This is a genomic window from Nocardia rhizosphaerihabitans, assembly GCF_014646295.1.
In the GTDB taxonomy this organism is placed as follows: domain Bacteria; phylum Actinomycetota; class Actinomycetes; order Mycobacteriales; family Mycobacteriaceae; genus Nocardia; species Nocardia rhizosphaerihabitans.
This window is the reverse complement of record NZ_BMNE01000006.1, coordinates 319,120-335,104: the sequence shown is the minus strand read 5'-3', so window position 1 is coordinate 335,104 and position 15,985 is coordinate 319,120. Positions and strand designations below refer to the sequence as shown.

The window sequence follows — 15,985 nt, the reverse complement described above, 5'->3', positions numbered from 1 at the left end:
ATAACGGCGGGATCGGCCGAACCGCGATCGACCGGTGATCGCAGGTCACAGCCGGGTCCGGGAGCTACCAGCGCGCGGTGAGGGCGCCGAGGGCGCCCAGGGCCACCGCGGCGGCGGTCGAGGTGCGCAGCACGGTCGGGCCGAGCAGCACGATGTCGGCGCCCGCCTCGGCCAGTGCGGCCAGTTCGGTGTCGTCCAGGCCGCCTTCCGGGCCGACGATCAGGACTACGTCGGTGGTCTGCGCCAGCGGCAGCTCGGTGAACTTGCCGGTGCCGGATTCGTGCAATGCGGCGACGATCGCGCCGTCCGCCTTGGCTTTTCGCACCAGATCGAGCAGGTCGCGGGTGCGGTGCAGGTCGGCGACCTCGGGGATGTAGGCGCGCCGGGACTGCCTGGCGGCCGCGCGGGCGGCGGCCCGCCACTTCTCGATTCCCTTGGCGGCCTTGGCTTCCCAGTTCGCGACGCAGCGCGCGGCCTGCCACGGCACGATGACGTCGGCGCCCGCCTCGGTCATCAGCTCGACGGCCAGTTCGGAGCGATCCGACTTCGGCAGCGCCTGCACCACGGTCACCTGTGGGGTCACCGGGGTGGCCACCCGCCGCGTGCGTACCGCGAGTTCGAGCCGGTCCTTCTGGGCCGCAACGACTTCCGATTCGGCGAGCACACCCTGCCCGTCGGACAGGGTGATCGGCTCGCCGACCCTGATCCGGCGCACGGTCGCCGCGTGGCGGCCCTCCGGACCGTCCAGGACCGCGACGGCGCCCGGTTCGGGTACCTCGTCGAGGTAGAAGACCGTCGCGGCCACCGGGTCAGCGTCCGCTGAAGGAGGCGCGCAGCCGGGCGAACAGGCCGCTGTTGTGCTCGGACTGGGCCGACATCACCTCGGCGCGATCCTTGTCGCGCATGCCCTTGAACTTGCGCAGCAGGTCGGTCTGCTTGCCGTCCAGCTTGGTCGGCACGACGATGTCGAGGTGGGCCAGCAGGTCGCCGCGGGCGCCCGAACGCAGCCGGGGCATGCCGTGGGCGCGCAGCTGGATGACCTCGCCGGGCTGGGTGCCCGCCGCGATGGTCAGCTCGGTCGGACCGTCGAGGATGGTGTCGACGACGACCGTGGTGCCGAGAATGGCGTCGACCATCGGCACGCGGACGGTGCAGTGCAGGTCGTCGCCGTCGCGGACGAAGGTGTCGTGCGGCTGCTCGACGACCTCGACGTAGAGGTCACCGGCGTGGCCGCCCCCGGGGCCGACCTCGCCCTGAGCGGCCAGGCGCACGCGCATGCCGTTGGCGACACCGGCCGGGATCGGCGCGGCGATCTCGCGACGCGCCCGCACGCGGCCGTCGCCGCCGCACTTGTGGCAGGGATCGGGGATGGTCTCGCCCGCGCCGCGACAGGTCGGGCAGGGTCGCGAGGTGAGGACCTGGCCCAGGAAGGAGCGCTGCACCGACTGCACCTCACCGGCGCCGTCACAGGTCTCACAGCGCACCGGCTTGGAGTTGCCGTTGGTGCCTGCACCCTGGCAGATGTCGCAGAGGATGGCGGTGTCGACGGTCAGGTGCTTGGTGACGCCGACCGCGCATTCGGCCAGGCTCAGCCGGGTGCGGATCAGCGAGTCGGCGCCGGGCTGCACGCGGCCGCGCGGTTTGCGCGCGCCACCGCCCTGGCCGCTCATGCCGCCGAAGAACGCCTCGAAGACGTCGCCGAGGCCGCCGAAGCCCGCACCGCTGAATCCGGCTCCGCCGCCGCCGTTTTCGAGCGGGTCACCACCGAGGTCGACGATCCGGCGCTTCTCCGGGTCGGTCAGCACCTCGTAGGCGGTGGAGACTTCCTTGAACTTGGCCTGGGCGGCCTCGTCCGGGTTCACGTCGGGGTGGAGTTCGCGGGCCAGCTTGCGGTAGGCGCGCTTGAGCTCCTGGTCGGTGGCGTTCTTGCCGACGCCGAGCAGTCCGTAGTAATCCCGTGCCACTTGAGTTCTCTAGTCCTTGGTCGCTGTGGTCCAGCCGAGCGCCGGGCGCATCCTTTAGTCGAATCCACTCAACTTTACCGGCCGAAGTATCGACCTTAACAGTGCGGGTTGGCCGTTCCCGGCCCGCCGTCACCTTTCCGCCAGTACTTCTCCGATGTAGCGGGCAACCGTGGCCACCGACGCCATTGTTCCCGGGTAGTCCATCCGGGTCGGGCCGAGGACACCCATGCCGCCGAGGACGGCACCCGCCGCGCCGTAGCCGGTGGAAACAACCGAGGTGCCGCGCATCTGCTCGACCTGGGTCTCCTCGCCGATCTGCACCATCACCTGGCCTGGCTGCTGCGCCGCGGCGAGCAGTTTCAGCACGATGACCTGCTCCTCGAGCGCCTCCAGGACCGTGCGCAGGGAGCCGGGGAAACCGAAGTCGGCGACATTGCGGGTGAGGTTGGCGGTGCCGCCGAGGACGAGTCGTTCCTCGGGATGCTCCACCAGCGTCTCCACCAGCACGGTCGAGACGCGGACGAGCACGTCCTTGATCTTGGCCGGCGCGCGTTCGGGCAGGCCGGCGACCGACGCGCTGGCCACCGACAGCAGCTTGCCGTCCATCGCCCCGCCGAGCAGGCCGCGCACCGCGGCGAGATCGTCGTCGGAGATCACCGCGCCGAGGTCGACGATGCGCTGGTCGACCCGGCCGGTGTCGGTGATCACCACCAGCAGCAGGCGGGCCGGATTGAGCGCGACGACCTCGATGTGGCGCACGATCGAGGCCGAGACCGTGGGGTACTGGACGACGGCGACCTGGCGGGTCAGCTGCGCCAGCAGCCGCACACCGCGGCGCAGGACGTCGTCGAGATCGACCCCGGATTCGAGGAACTCCATGATCGCGCGGCGCTCGGCGCCCGAGAGCGGCTTCACCTCGGCGATCCGGTCGACGAACTCGCGATACCCCTTGTCGGTGGGGATGCGGCCGGAGCTGGTGTGCGGTTGGGTGATGTACCCCTCCGCCTCCAGCACGGCCATGTCGTTGCGGATGGTGGCGCTGGAAACGCCAAGGCTGTGCCGTTCCACGAGCGACTTGGAGCCGATCGGTTCCTTGGTGGCGACGTAGTCCGCAACGATCGCTCGCAGGACCTCGAACCGCCGATCCTCGGTGCTCGACGCCATCGACCCCACCTCCTCGCTCGTGCCGGGTACATCATCGCCCGCGTGTGCTGCTGTGTTCGCCGCACAGACTCGCACGCGGACGCTCGGAGCGTCTCGTTGTCCAGTCTAATTGTCCGGTCCCGGCTCGCCCGCTCACATCGCTGCTGTGGGCTGGGTTATCCACAGGCCGTGGTTTATCCACAAGTGGCAGACAGGGGCTGGCCGTGCTCTGCGCACCGGCGTACGTTCGGCACTGATTCAACTGTTTACCAGCGGTTTTCAGCGGTCGGCGGCGGGTCGAGAGGGGCTTGTGATGCAGCAGAACAGGAGCACCGCTGCCACGGTGGTGGCACTGGATCCGGCGCAGTTCGCCGGGTTCGATCGGGGGTGCGGGGAGTTTCTCCGGGTGATCGACCAGATCAGGGTGCTGGCCGGGGAGATCGGCGATCAGGAGCATTGGGGGCTGGGCGAAGGTGATGCGCGGCTGATATCCGGCGCCACGGTGGTGGCGCGGTTGCGGGCGAAGGCCGGCGGCGAGGGGAACAGCATCGGTGCGGTGATGGCGGAGCATGCGCGCGTTGTCGCCGGTATCCGTGCGGCGCATCGGGTGGTGCGGGATCGGATGATCGTCGCGGACAAGGAGTGGGCTGGGCGGGTCCGGTCGGTGGAATCGTCTGTGGGACACCATGATCCGTTGGAGTCGGCACCATGACCGCCGATGAGCCGCGTGGCATTCCAGGTGGTGGTGAGAATGCGCAGAGTTGGCGTCATCGGGAGATCGCCGCGGCTTTCGCGCCGCTCGAGGTGAGCGATGCCGTCGCGCAGGCGGACAAGTTCGCGCGGATCGCTCGCTTGTGGAAGGACGGGGTGGCGGCCTTCGAACGGGCCACGCGCGACTCGGCAAGGTGGTCCGGTGCCGCCGCCGACGCCTCGAGTGCGGCTGTCGGCAGCTATGTCGCGGAAGCTCGGGAGCTGACCGCTGTTCTGGACCGGTTCTCCGTTTTGGTGCGGACTGCGGCCGATGCGATCGTGGCGACCAAGTACGCGATCCCGGAACAGGTCGCGGTCGCCGAGATGGGTCCGCCCTGGCTGGCGACGGGTCAGGCGGAGTCGCATCGTGCGGCAATTGCGGCGCTGGAGGATGCGCGCCTCGCAATGCGTGAGCGGTATGTGGTGCCGTTCGGCGAGATCGATGCGCGGATTCCGGTGTTGCCCATGCCGAGTCGGCGGGGCGTTCCTGGTGGGGATTCCGATGATCGGCTGTTGCGCGGAGGCAGGTCGGCCGAGATCTTCGGCGAGAATTCCGGCAGTGGCGTCGAGGATGGGCTCACGCAGGTGAAGTCCCTGAACTCACCGCACTCGCCTCAGACAGCGAACCTCCCACCTACCGCGACCAGCCCGGAAGGCGTTGCCACTACTGCGCAAGGCGGAGGCGCAGCGACATCCGATGACGGCTCGACACAAGGTGGGGACTTGGCGGGAACGAAGGCAGGATCGGCGGGGCCAGATGTCAGCTCAGTGCAGGGCAGCGAATCGGCGGAGCCAGGGAACGACTCGGCAGGGTCTGGTAACTCACCGGGGCCCGGTGCCGACTCGACGATGTCAGGTGACAGCTCAACGATAGGCAGCGAACTGGCGGAGCCAGGAAACGACCCGGCAGGGTCGGATGACTCGGCCGGTCCGCATGGCGGCTCAACGGAGCGGGGCGACCACTCGGCGGTGCCGGGTGAAAGCTCGGTGAGGGCGGGTGACGGCTCGGTGAGGGCAAGCAATACGACGATGTCCACGGGCGGCACGAGTCCTGCTCCGGCCACGGCATTGATCGGCGGCCCTGGATCGCCGGGTGTTGCTGCGGGGGCACTCTCGTCGGTGGTGGACCCAATTGTGACGTCAGTGGGCCGCGATGGGTCGGCGCATCCGGGTGGCGCGCAGCCCGCCTGGAATGCGGCACCGACATCATCGGGTGATCAATCAGGCCGGGGCATTCCCTCTCTGCCGCTGCACGATGCAGAACAGCTGCGGCCGGGTGCCGGGCGGAGTATGGCGGGCGCGGTAGGACCTGTCGTCGGGGCGAACTCACCGATTGCGTCGTCGCCGGCCCGCATGCTCGATCGACTGTTCCACTGCGCCGTATCGCCCGGCGCTGGGCAAGCGCCGGACAGCGACGCCGAGCGCGTGCTCCCGGACTACCTGGTTACGCAAGCGAATACCGATGCACTGCTGGGCAATCCGCGACCGACGGTCAGCGGGGGCGTGATCGGGGGCGGGGACGGTGGGTAGTCGGGTGCGCAGCACCGAGCTGCGGCTCAGCTCTGACGGGGTCAGCGAGCCGAGGACACACCGCGGCCGCACGGTCGATTCGAGCGACCGGCGAGGGCCGCCCGGGAGGGCGGCCCAGACCGGGTCAGCTCCGGGCTGCGGAGGAGGCGGCGCCCACCTGCTTGCCCGCGAGGGCATCCAGGCCGAGCATCGCCAGCAGCGATACACAATCTTCCGCGTCGTTGGAATGCGACGCGACCGTGCGAGCGGCGACCGCGCACTGCCGCGCGTTCTCCGCCTTCTCCGCAGAGCGCGCTTCAGCGAATTCGCTCTGCTCGTGGACGAGGGTGATGTGCCGTTCGGTGGACATATAGCTCCCTAGGATCGAGTCGAAGCCTACGCCCCCAATCGTTATCTTCGACCCCGAACCCGCCGAACCTTCCACTTCGCGACCCCGGTGCGCAGTGCACTCGGTGAGGTGTGCATCACGTCATCTCATGACGCTGACCGGGCGATCATCGATGTGGCCTCGGGCACCTGTCCGCCCGGAAATTCGGGTCACGAATCGGTGTCAAGTGGCCCGTGTTCCCGCCGCCCGGAGCAACCGCAGCTGACCGATCTCGGCCACGTTCTTCATCAGTTCGGCATCGACCCAGGAGACCAGATGAGCGATCGTCAGTCCGGCGTCGGCAGGCCACGGATAGGCCGAGCCGGAATCCAGCGCGGCATCGTCGAGCGTGTCGACGATCTCGACCCAGTCCGCCCGCAAGTGCCGCAGCCACTCGACGGTGGGCGACCCCGGCCCCGGCCAGCCGACAGCGGTCCGCTCGCGCGGCGGCTGGTGCCGCACATGATCGATGGCCACGCTCCACCACCAGCCGATATGCCAGCTCAGCCAGCCGATCGTCGGAACCGGAATCGGATCGGGTTCGGTGTCCGCCCAGTCCGCGATCCAGCCGCCAGTGCCGTCCGGTCGCATGGTCCAGCACAGCGCGCCCGGTTCCCAGAGGAAATCCTCGGCCGACAACAGCTCCAGATGGAACTCGAACAGCGACCAGACCAGGTCGAACTGCCACCGCATCAGCTCACTCCGCGACGTTGCCACGCGGCGCATCGTGCCATGTCGGCTCGGGCGGCGGAAACCGGTTTTCGCGGGTCAGTCGAGCAGGTCGCGGACCACTCCGTCGGCGAGGAGACGGCCTCGATCGGTGAGGACGAGGTGGTCGTCAGCGACAAGGGCGAGGCCGTCGGCGAGGATGCGGTCGAGGGCGGGCCGGGCCGAGGGCGCGAGGGTCTGGAGTGGGAGGCCGGTGCGGAGGCGGACGGTGAGCATGAGGTGCTCGGTGTATCGCTCGTCGTCGGAGAGCGCTTCCCAGCCTGCGGCGGGCAGGCCGCCGAGGGTGACACGGTCGGCGTAGCGGGCGGGGTGCTTGACGTTCCACCAGCGGACACCGCCGACGTGGCTGTGGGCGCCCGGACCTGCGCCGAGCCAGTCGCCGCCGTCCCAGTAGCCGAGGTTGTGGCGGCAGCGGGCGGCATCGTTCGCGGCCCAGTTCGAGACCTCGTACCAGGACAGGCCCGCCTCGGCGAGACGGGTGTCGATGCGTTCGTAGCGGCCGGCGAGGACGTCGTCGTCGGGGGCGGGCAGTTCACCGCGACGGACCTTGCGCGCCAAGGCGGTTCCGTCCTCGACGATCAGGGAGTAGGCCGAGACGTGGTCGACACCGGCGGCGAGCACGGCATCGAGGCTCGCGTCGAGATCGGCATCGGTCTCGCCGGGGGTGCCGTAGATGAGGTCCAGGTTGACGTGCTCGAACCCGGCAGCCCTGGCCTCCTTCGCGGCGGCGACCGCGCGCCCCGGCGTGTGGGTGCGATCGAGCACCTTCAGCACATGCTGCGCCGCGGACTGCATGCCCAGCGACACCCGCGTGTATCCGGCAGCCCGGATGCGCTCGAAGAACTCGGGCGAGGTGGATTCCGGGTTGGATTCGGTGGTCACCTCGGCACCGGGCTCCAGGGTGAAGTTGGCGCGCACCGCGTCGAGGACCGAGGCCAGCACCTCGCCGCCGAGCAGCGACGGCGTCCCGCCACCGACGAAGATGGTCGACACCGCGGGCGTCTCGCTCGGCAATGCGGCGAACTCGCCCGCCGCGGTCGCCAGCTCGCCGCGCAGTGCCTCGAGCCACGACTGCGGCGAGGCCGAGGTCCCCAGCTCCCCCGCCGTATAGGTGTTGAAGTCGCAATACCCGCACCGCGTCGCACAGAACGGCACGTGCACGTACACCCCGAACGCGCCGCCCCCGAAATCGCGCAGCACCGGCCGATCGGCATCGGCCGGTGTCACGCCGGGAGCCCCGGAAGCAGCGCTGGTAGTCACCCCTCCAGTCTGCCGGGCCCTGGTGGACCGCCCCGCACGACCCCATCGAGGGAGCGACTCAGCGCGTCAATCCGTCACTACGGGGGTGTTCTGGTTGGCGGTGAGCAACCAGGCGCCATCTTCCTTGGTCATCACGTACATCGGCGTGCCCTGCCCGGACAGCTCGCCGTCGAGGGTGAAGTAGCTCTGCCGGATCTTGACGGCCGCGACATCGGGCCGCAGGAACAGCACGTGCTCGATCTCGTAGGTCGCCTTACCGTGCGTGGTCGCTCCGGGCAGCACCTCGGCGGTGAACTCGGCGATCGCGGGCCGCCCGAACAGCCGCTTGCCGTGGCCGGTGGTCCAGATCGCGTCGGCGCGGAAGACGGCGGTGAACTCGTCGATCAGTTCGTTGTCCTGGGCGTGGGCGATGGTGTCGACCACGGCCGTGATTGCCGCGAGTTCGGTGTCGAGCTCGGTGGGGGTTCGGCCTGTCACGGTGACGTCGTTGCTCATGCGACCCACTGTGCAACCTCAACAACACTCCAGGTCAACGTGCTGTGCCGCACGCCACACGAGCGCGATCGGGTGAATCACCGGTCGCTTCCGGCAGGTGATCTATGACCCCCGTCACAGAACGGGACAACCGTCCAGGGAATTTCCCCCAAAAGTGCGGGAAATATCTCCTTGCGGTCGGAACGACCCGGCTGACATGGCACAATAGCCCCATGCACGCAACTGGAGTACGACTCGTGGCCCGGCGCCACGTCGACTTCCAGCGTGTCTGCAGCGCCTGTTGTCGGCCCGGTTTCCACCGGTAGCGCAGCGGCGTCCACGCCCGGGTATCCCCCGGTGCCATCGACTCTCATCGGCCCGCTGACCACCTGACGCGAGCCAGCCCCTCGCGCCTTCAGCACGGATGTACCACCCACCCCGCAGGAGCGACCCCACATGACGTCGAGCACCGACGCCGCTTCGACCGAACAGTCGACGGCGCAGGCCCGCCCCGAGCGCCCGGCAGCCGAACGCCGCGTGCGGCCCGATCGGCCGCGCAGCGAAGCCCCCGTCGCGCCGCGCGAGCGCACCGGCAAGCCGGTCCGCCGCCGCTCCGAAGGCCAGTGGGCCCTCGGCTATCGCGAGCCGCTGAACCCGAACGAGCAGTCCAAGAAGGACGACAACCCGCTCAACGTGCGCGCGCGTATCGAGAACATCTACGCCAAGGGCGGCTTCGACTCGATCGACAAGGCTGATCTGCGTGGCCGTTTCCGCTGGTGGGGTCTCTACACCCAGCGCGAAGAGGGCTACGACGGCACCTGGACCGACGACGACAACATCGACATCCTCGAAGCCAAGTACTTCATGATGCGGGTGCGCTGCGACGCCGGCGCGCTCAACGTCGCCCAGCTGCGCACCATCGGCCAGATCTCCACCGAGTTCGGTCGCGACACCGCCGACCTCTCGGACCGCGAGAACGTCCAGTACCACTGGATCGAGGTCGAGAACGTCCCGGAGATCTGGCGGCGGCTGGAATCGGTCGGCCTGCACACCACCGAGGCGTGCGGCGACTGCCCGCGCGTTGTCCTTGGTTCGCCGCTGGCCGGTGAGTCCCTCGACGAGATCATCGACCCGACCTGGGCGATCGATGAGATCGTCAAGCGCTACATCGGGAAGAAGGAGTACTCCAACCTTCCCCGCAAGTTCAAGACCGCGATCTCGGGCCAGCAGGACGTGGTGCACGAGATCAACGACGTCGCCTTCGTCGGCGTGAACCACCCCGAGCACGGCCCCGGCCTCGACCTGTGGGTCGGCGGCGGTCTGTCGACCAACCCGATGCTGGCCAAGCGCGTCGGCGCGTGGGTGCCGCTCGACGAGGTGCCCGACGTGTGGGAAGCCGTCGTCTCGCTGTTCCGCGACTACGGCTACCGTCGCCTGCGCACCAAGGCCCGCCTGAAGTTCCTGATCAAGGACTGGGGCATCGAGAAGTTCCGCCAGGTCCTCGAGGACGAGTACCTCGAGCGCAAGCTGATCGACGGTCCCGCCCCGGAGCAGCCGGCCAAGCCGATCGACCACGTCGGCGTGCAGAAGCTGCGCAACGGTCTCAACGCCGTCGGCTTCTCCCCCATCGCCGGTCGCGTCTCGGGCACCATCCTGAGCAAGGTCGCCGACGCCGCCGAGAAGTACGGCTCGGACCGGGTCCGGTTCACCCCGTACCAGAAGCTGATCATCCTCGACATCGCCGACGACCAGGTCGACGCGCTGATCGACGAGCTGGAACCGCTCGGCCTGCAGGCGCGTCCGTCGATCTGGCGGCGAAACCTGCTCGCCTGCAGTGGCATCGAGTTCTGCAAGCTGTCCTTCGTCGAGACCCGTAAGCGCTCGCAGGTGCTGGCGCCGGAGCTCGAGCAGCGCCTGGCCGACATCAATGCCGAGCTCGACGTGCCGATCACCATCAACATCAACGGCTGCCCGAACTCGTGCGGCCGGTCTCAGATCGCCGACATCGGCTTCAAGGGTCAGCTCGTCGACGACGGCAACGGGAATCAGGTCGAGGGTTTCCAGGTTCACCTGGGTGGCAGCCTCGGCCTGGACAGCGGGTTCGGCCGGAAGCTGCGTCAGCACAAGGTGACCAGCGTCGAGCTCGGCGACTACATCGATCGCGTCGTCCGCAACTTCGTCAAGAACCGGGAATCCGGTGAACGTTTCGCGGTGTGGGCAGTGCGCGCCGACGAGGCCGACCTCCGATAGTCGATGAGGAGATCCCCACAGTGACAACGAATCTCGCCGCGAAGCTGTCCGAAGACGAGCTGCGCGCCATCGCCGAGCAGGGCGCGGCCGAACTCGGCACCGAGGCCTCGGCCGCCGACCTGATCGCCTGGACCGACCGCACGTTCGGCAACGGCTACATCGTCGCGTCGAACATGCAGGACGGCGTGCTGGTGCACCTGGCCGCACAGACCCGTCCCGGCGTCGACGTGCTGTTCCTCGACACCGGCTACCACTTCGCCGAGACCATCGGCACGCGCGACGCGGTCGAGGCCGTGTACGGGGTGAACGTGGTGAACGTGCGTCCGGAGCACAGCGTCGCCGAGCAGGACGAGTTGCTCGGCAAGGATCTGTTCGCCCGTGACGCCGCCGAATGCTGCAGGCTGCGCAAGGTCGTCCCGCTGAAGAAGTCGCTGACCGGCTACAACGCGTGGATCACCGGCATCCGCCGGGTCGAGGCGCCCACCCGCGCCAACGCGCCGCTGATCTCCTTCGACGAAGCCTTCGGCCTGGTGAAGATCAATCCGATCGCACCGTGGTCCGACGACGAGATGCAGGCCTACATCGAGGCCAACGGCATTCTCATCAATCCCCTGGTGGAGGAGGGTTACCCGTCCATCGGCTGCGCACCGTGCACGCGCAAGCCCGAACCGGGGTCCGATCCGCGCAGTGGCCGCTGGGCCGGCCTCGCCAAGACCGAATGCGGATTGCACCAATCATGACCATCACCACCACCGGGAGTGAGCCTGTGAGTACCGACACCACCGAACGCGACCTCGGCCTGACCGAGTTCGACACCCTCGCGGCGCTGGAGTCCGAGGCGATCCACATCTTCCGTGAGGTCGCGGGCGAGTTCGAGCGGCCGGTGATCCTGTTCTCCGGCGGCAAGGACTCCACGGTGCTGCTGCATCTGGCGCTCAAGGCCTTCTGGCCCGCGCCGCTGCCGTTCGCGCTGCTGCACGTCGACACCGGGCACAACCTGGACGAGGTGCTCGAGTTCCGCGACAAGGTGGTGGAGAAGTACGGGCTGCGCCTGCACGTGGCCTCGGTCGAGGAGTATCTGGCCGACGGCCGCCTCACCGAGCGCCCCGACGGCATCCGCAACCCGCTGCAGACCGTGCCGCTGCTCGACGCCATCACCGAGCACCGCTTCGACGCGGTCTTCGGCGGCGGTCGCCGCGACGAGGAGCGCTCGCGCGCCAAGGAGCGGATCTTCTCGCTGCGCAACGCCTTCGGCCAGTGGGACCCGAAGCGTCAGCGTCCCGAGCTGTGGAACCTCTACAACGGCAAGCACGCGCCGGGTGAGCACGTGCGCGTGTTCCCGCTGAGCAACTGGACCGAGCTCGACATCTGGCGCTACATCGCCCGCGAGGACATCGATCTGGCCAGCATCTACTACGCCCACGAGCGCCCGGTGTACCAGCGCGACGGCATGTGGATGACCCCCGGTGTGTGGGGCGGCCCGAACGACAACGAGGTGCTCGAGACCCGGTCGGTGCGCTACCGCACCGTCGGCGACGGCTCGACGACCGGCGCCATCATCTCCGACGCCGCCGACAACGAGGCCATCCTGGCCGAGGTCGCCGCGTCCCGACTGACCGAACGTGGTGCGACCCGTGGCGACGACCGCGTGTCCGAGGCCGCCATGGAAGACCGCAAGCGAGAGGGTTATTTCTGATGTCCGACCTATTGAGGCTGGCCACCGCCGGTTCTGTCGACGACCATGGGCACAGCCACGCTGGTCGGACGGAGGCGCGACGGTGAGCGACCTACTTCGCCTGGCCACCGCCGGTTCTGTCGACGACGGCAAGTCCACCTTGGTCGGACGGCTGCTCTACGACACGAAGTCCGTGCTGGCCGATCAGATCGATGCCGTCACCCGCGCCTCGGTCGACAAGGGTCTGTCGACCCCCGACCTGTCGCTGCTCGTCGACGGTCTGCGCGCCGAGCGTGAGCAGGGCATCACCATCGACGTGGCCTACCGCTACTTCGCCACGCCCAAGCGCTCTTTCGTGCTCGCCGATACCCCGGGGCACGTGCAGTACACCCGCAACACGGTCTCCGGCGCGTCCACCGCGCAGCTGGTGATCCTGCTGGTCGACGCGCGCAAGGGCGTCATCGAGCAGACCCGCCGGCACGCCGCCGTGCTGGCGCTGCTCGGCGTGCCGAAGCTGGTGCTGGCCGTGAACAAGATCGACCTGGTCGACAACCCGGCCGAGGTGTTCGCCGCGATCTCGTCCGAGTTCAACACGCTCACCTCGAAGCTGGGCTGGGCCGACGAGGACGTCCTCGAGATCCCGGTGTCCGCACTGCACGGTGACAACATCGCCAGCAGGTCGGCCAACACCCCGTACTACGACGGCCCCTCGCTCATCGAGCACCTGGAATCGGTTCCGGTGGACGCGGATTCGACCGGAACGCACGCGCTTGGCCTGCGTTTCCCGGTGCAGTACGTGATCCGTCCGCGCACCGCCGAGTACCCCGACTACCGCGGCTACGCGGGTCAGATCGCGGCCGGTTCGGTCTCCCCCGGCGACGAGATCGTGGTGCTGCCCTCGGGCAAGCGCACCACCGTCGAACGCGTCGACACCCCCGACGGTGAGCTGGCGGTCGCGCAGGTGGGTCGCAGTGTCACGCTGCTGCTCGCCGACGAGGTCGACATCTCGCGCGGCGACATCATCGCCTCCCCCGCCGACGCGCCGGAGCCGATCGACACCTTCGACGCGACCGTGTGCTGGCTCGGCGACAAGGCGCTGCGCCCCGGCGCGCGGCTGCTGCTCAAGCACGGCGCCAAGACCACCCAGGCCATCGTCGGCGCGCTCGTGGAGCGCTTCGACGAGCAGACCCTGACCGCGCAGGAGAGCCCGGAGTCGTTGGAGCTCAACGACATCGGCCGGGTCTCGCTGCGGCTGGCCGAGCCGATCCCGGCCGACGACTACCGCACCAACCGGCACACCGGGTCGTTCCTGCTGATCGACCCCGCCGGTGGCAACACCCTCGCCGCGGGCCTGGTCGGCGATGTGCTGACCTCCGTCGAGGTCGGTACCGCGGTCTGATGAATCGAACGCTCGCCCCGCTGCGCGGCCCCGCTGTGGGGCCGCGCAGCGGTGGCGAGCCCGCGCTGATCGCGGTCGCCCACGGCAGCCGCGATCCGCGTTCGGCGGCGACGATGGCGGCCGCGGTCGCCGAAATCGCCGCCGCCCGACCGGATCTCACCGTCCGGCTGGCGTTCCTCGATCTGAGCACGCCCCTGGTGGATCAGGTTGTCGACGACCTCGCCGCCCAGGGGCACACCGAGGCGATCGTTGTTCCCCTCTTGCTGGGCAATGCTTTTCACGCCCGCGTCGACCTGCCCGCGCTCCTCGCCGATGCCGGTCGCCGTCATCCCCGACTGCAGCTCACGCAGGCCGACGTCCTCGGCGCCGACCCGCGACTGATCGACGCGCTGGCCGACCGGGTCCTCGCGGCCACGGCTCAGCCGTTCGCGGACCAGATCCCGGCGCACCTCTTCGGCATAACCGGCTGTCTCCCAGGGGCTCTCAACCTCGCAGCGGGGCATGCGGGATCGCTGGGCGTGGCAGTCGCCGCCGTCGGATCACGTGATGCGGCCGCCAATGGGCGGACCGCCGCGGTGGCACGGCGGTTGGCGGCGCGAACCGGCGTCCGTACCGAAATGTGCTTCGCGACAGTAGAACCCGGCATCAGCGTCGCCATCGACCGGCTGCGTGCCCGTGGTGCCGAGCAGATCGTGGTGGCGCCGTGGTTCCTCGCTCCCGGGCTGCTCACCGATCGGCTCGTCGCCGCGGCTCCCGATGTCGTGCACGCGGGCGTCATCGGGGCGCACTCGGCGCTGACCGACGTGGTCTGGGCTCGCTACGACAGCGCGATCGTGGCTGAGCTCGAACTCACCGCCTGAATTCACGTGGCACCGATACAGTGGGGCCTGCCATGCCCGAACTTCTCGGAATCAATCACCTGACGCTCGCCACTCCCGACCTCGACCGGCTCGTGGCCTTCTATGCCGACATGCTCGGGGCGGTGCTCGCCTTCGAGCGCGCGGCGACTCCGTCCGATCCTCGGATAGCGGTGGTCGACGTCGGCGGCAACGACCATCTGATGATCGTCGAGACCGCGACCATTCCGCGCACCGACACCGACCCGCTGGGCCGGGCGGGCTGGGGACTGCGGGTGGGGACCCACGCACAACTGCGCGAGGTTCGCGATCGGATCCTGGCGGCCGGATGGCCGGTGGGGCCGATCGAGACGCTGCCCACGCAATGGACGATGACTGCGCACGATCCCGATGGGCGTCCCGTGGATATCCGAGCGCATCGTCCCCGCCCTACGTCGTCGGGCTCCCCCGCCGCTTAGCGACATCTCAGCCTTCACCTCCTGCGTGATCCAGTTCACAGCTCATCACCTTTACTGCATACCCCCCTGGGGTATACATTTCCTCTCAGAAGCACAGCGAACTGAGAGGCGAAAACGATGACCACCAACGCCCACGCCGGACAGCACACCCACGCCGGACACGCTGACACCGCGACCCAGCCCGCGCACGCGGGACACCAGGACAACCATGCCGGGCACAGGATCGATACCAACGGCCACGCGGCACACCAGCATCACGGCAAGCACGCCGCACCCGAGCACGCCCCCGTCGACGAGCACGCGGGCCACGCCGGGCACGGTGACGCCCACGCGGGCCACGCGGCGGGCACACCAGGCGGACTGCTGATCACCCAGGACGGGTACACCCTCGATCTCGAGACCACAATCGCCGAGCCGGGCGGCATCGACTTGCGGTTCCGGATCCTCGGGCCGGACGGGACCGCCGTCACCGAGTTCGATCCGATTCACGATCGCGAGCTGCATCTGATCGTCGCGCGGCGGGAGCTGACCGGGTTCTGGCACGTCCATCCGGTGCGCGAGGCCGACGGCACCTGGGCCATCCGCCTCGACCTGCCGGAGGCGGGCGCCTACCGCGTGTTCACCGATATCGCGCCGCGCGCACTCGGCCGGACGATCACTCTCGGCGCCGATCTCGCCCTCGCGGGTCACTATGCGCCGCAGCCGGTTCCAGCCGTCGGCCGGAACGCGAAGGTCGACGGCTACGAGGTGACCGTCGACGGCGAGTTGCGCGCCGAGGGCGATCTGCTGACGCTCACCGTGCGCAAAGACGGTGTGCCGGTGACGGATCTACAGCCCTACCTGGCCGCCTTCGGCCACCTCGTGATCCTGCGGGCAGGCGATCTCGCCTACGTGCACGTGCACCCCAATGGCGAGCCGGGCGACGGGATCACCCCGGCGGGGCCGGAGATCACCTTCCACACAGCGGTTCCCGGTCCGGGCACCTACCGGGCGTTCCTCGATTTCCGGCACGGCGACGTCGTCCGCACCGCCGCGTTCACCCTGACCGCGGGTTTCGCCGCACCGCAGCACGCACACCACCACTGATCACCGCCCCCACACGACGGCGTCGCTACCCGACATGGGTATC

16 protein-coding genes are annotated in these 15,985 nt (G+C 69.0%); 9 read left to right on the top strand and 7 right to left on the bottom strand.

Annotated elements, in window-relative coordinates; genetic code table 11:
- Positions 1–64 precede the first annotated feature (64 nt).
- The 3 genes from IEY60_RS25870 to hrcA form a co-directional block, all read right to left on the bottom strand.
- Positions 65–805 (bottom strand): 16S rRNA (uracil(1498)-N(3))-methyltransferase, encoded by a 741-nt coding sequence (locus IEY60_RS25870; protein WP_189033069.1) that lies wholly within the window; start codon positions 803–805, stop codon positions 65–67.
- Positions 806–809: 4 nt separating this feature from the next.
- On the bottom strand, positions 810–1,964 hold the full coding sequence (gene dnaJ, locus IEY60_RS25865; RefSeq protein ID WP_189033068.1) for a molecular chaperone DnaJ: 1,155 nt from the start codon (positions 1,962–1,964) through the stop codon (positions 810–812).
- Positions 1,965–2,093: 129 nt separating this feature from the next.
- The gene (gene hrcA / locus IEY60_RS25860; RefSeq protein ID WP_189033067.1) at positions 2,094–3,128 is read right to left on the bottom strand and encodes a heat-inducible transcriptional repressor HrcA; all 1,035 of its coding nucleotides are present in this window, start codon (positions 3,126–3,128) and stop codon (positions 2,094–2,096) included.
- Positions 3,129–3,273: 145 nt separating this feature from the next.
- On the opposite strand from hrcA, the gene IEY60_RS25855 reads away from it, so the two are divergent.
- Positions 3,274–3,819, top strand: a complete 546-nt coding sequence (locus tag IEY60_RS25855) for a hypothetical protein (RefSeq protein ID WP_189033066.1) — start codon at positions 3,274–3,276, stop codon at positions 3,817–3,819.
- Positions 3,816–5,387: a hypothetical protein gene (locus IEY60_RS25850; protein WP_189033065.1), complete on the top strand. Its 1,572-nt coding sequence runs from the start codon at positions 3,816–3,818 to the stop codon at positions 5,385–5,387. Before IEY60_RS25855 ends, IEY60_RS25850 begins: the two co-directional genes overlap by 4 nt.
- Positions 5,388–5,511: 124 nt before the next feature.
- On the opposite strand, the gene IEY60_RS25845 is transcribed toward IEY60_RS25850, so the two are convergent.
- From IEY60_RS25845 to IEY60_RS25830, 4 genes are all read right to left on the bottom strand, one after another.
- Positions 5,512–5,736 (bottom strand): hypothetical protein, encoded by a 225-nt coding sequence (locus IEY60_RS25845; RefSeq protein WP_189033064.1) that lies wholly within the window; start codon positions 5,734–5,736, stop codon positions 5,512–5,514.
- A 201-nt stretch (positions 5,737–5,937) separates the two neighbouring features.
- Positions 5,938–6,480: a DinB family protein gene (locus tag IEY60_RS25840; protein WP_189033063.1), complete on the bottom strand. Its 543-nt coding sequence runs from the start codon at positions 6,478–6,480 to the stop codon at positions 5,938–5,940.
- Between the two features lie 42 nt (positions 6,481–6,522).
- A complete protein-coding gene (hemW, locus tag IEY60_RS25835; RefSeq protein WP_189033062.1) occupies positions 6,523–7,743 on the bottom strand; it encodes a radical SAM family heme chaperone HemW in 1,221 nt (406 codons plus the stop codon).
- Positions 7,744–7,809: 66 nt separating this feature from the next.
- Positions 7,810–8,238: an SgcJ/EcaC family oxidoreductase gene (locus tag IEY60_RS25830; RefSeq protein ID WP_189033061.1), complete on the bottom strand. Its 429-nt coding sequence runs from the start codon at positions 8,236–8,238 to the stop codon at positions 7,810–7,812.
- A 435-nt stretch (positions 8,239–8,673) separates the two neighbouring features.
- Between IEY60_RS25830 and IEY60_RS25825 the strand changes: the two genes are divergently transcribed.
- The 7 genes from IEY60_RS25825 to IEY60_RS25795 all read left to right on the top strand — a co-directional run bounded on the left by IEY60_RS25825 (position 8,674) and on the right by IEY60_RS25795 (position 15,942).
- On the top strand, positions 8,674–10,467 hold the full coding sequence (locus tag IEY60_RS25825; RefSeq protein ID WP_229740120.1) for a nitrite/sulfite reductase: 1,794 nt from the start codon (positions 8,674–8,676) through the stop codon (positions 10,465–10,467).
- A 20-nt stretch (positions 10,468–10,487) separates the two neighbouring features.
- Positions 10,488–11,207, top strand: coding sequence for a phosphoadenylyl-sulfate reductase (locus IEY60_RS25820; RefSeq protein ID WP_189033060.1), 720 nt, complete (start codon positions 10,488–10,490; stop codon positions 11,205–11,207).
- The gene (cysD, locus tag IEY60_RS25815) at positions 11,186–12,163 is read left to right on the top strand and encodes a sulfate adenylyltransferase subunit CysD (RefSeq protein ID WP_229740119.1); all 978 of its coding nucleotides are present in this window, start codon (positions 11,186–11,188) and stop codon (positions 12,161–12,163) included. The genes IEY60_RS25820 and cysD overlap by 22 nt, the downstream gene beginning before the upstream one ends.
- Positions 12,164–12,245: 82 nt before the next feature.
- Complete coding sequence (locus tag IEY60_RS25810) at positions 12,246–13,541, top strand: sulfate adenylyltransferase subunit 1 (RefSeq protein ID WP_189033058.1); 1,296 nt, start codon at positions 12,246–12,248, stop codon at positions 13,539–13,541.
- Positions 13,541–14,401: a sirohydrochlorin chelatase gene (locus IEY60_RS25805; RefSeq protein WP_189033057.1), complete on the top strand. Its 861-nt coding sequence runs from the start codon at positions 13,541–13,543 to the stop codon at positions 14,399–14,401. Before IEY60_RS25810 ends, IEY60_RS25805 begins: the two co-directional genes overlap by 1 nt.
- 32 nt (positions 14,402–14,433) lie before the next feature.
- Positions 14,434–14,856: a VOC family protein gene (locus IEY60_RS25800; protein ID WP_189033056.1), complete on the top strand. Its 423-nt coding sequence runs from the start codon at positions 14,434–14,436 to the stop codon at positions 14,854–14,856.
- A 117-nt stretch (positions 14,857–14,973) separates the two neighbouring features.
- Entirely contained in the window at positions 14,974–15,942 is a 969-nt protein-coding gene (locus tag IEY60_RS25795; protein ID WP_229740118.1) for a DUF8832 domain-containing protein, read from the top strand.
- Positions 15,943–15,985 lie beyond the last annotated feature (43 nt).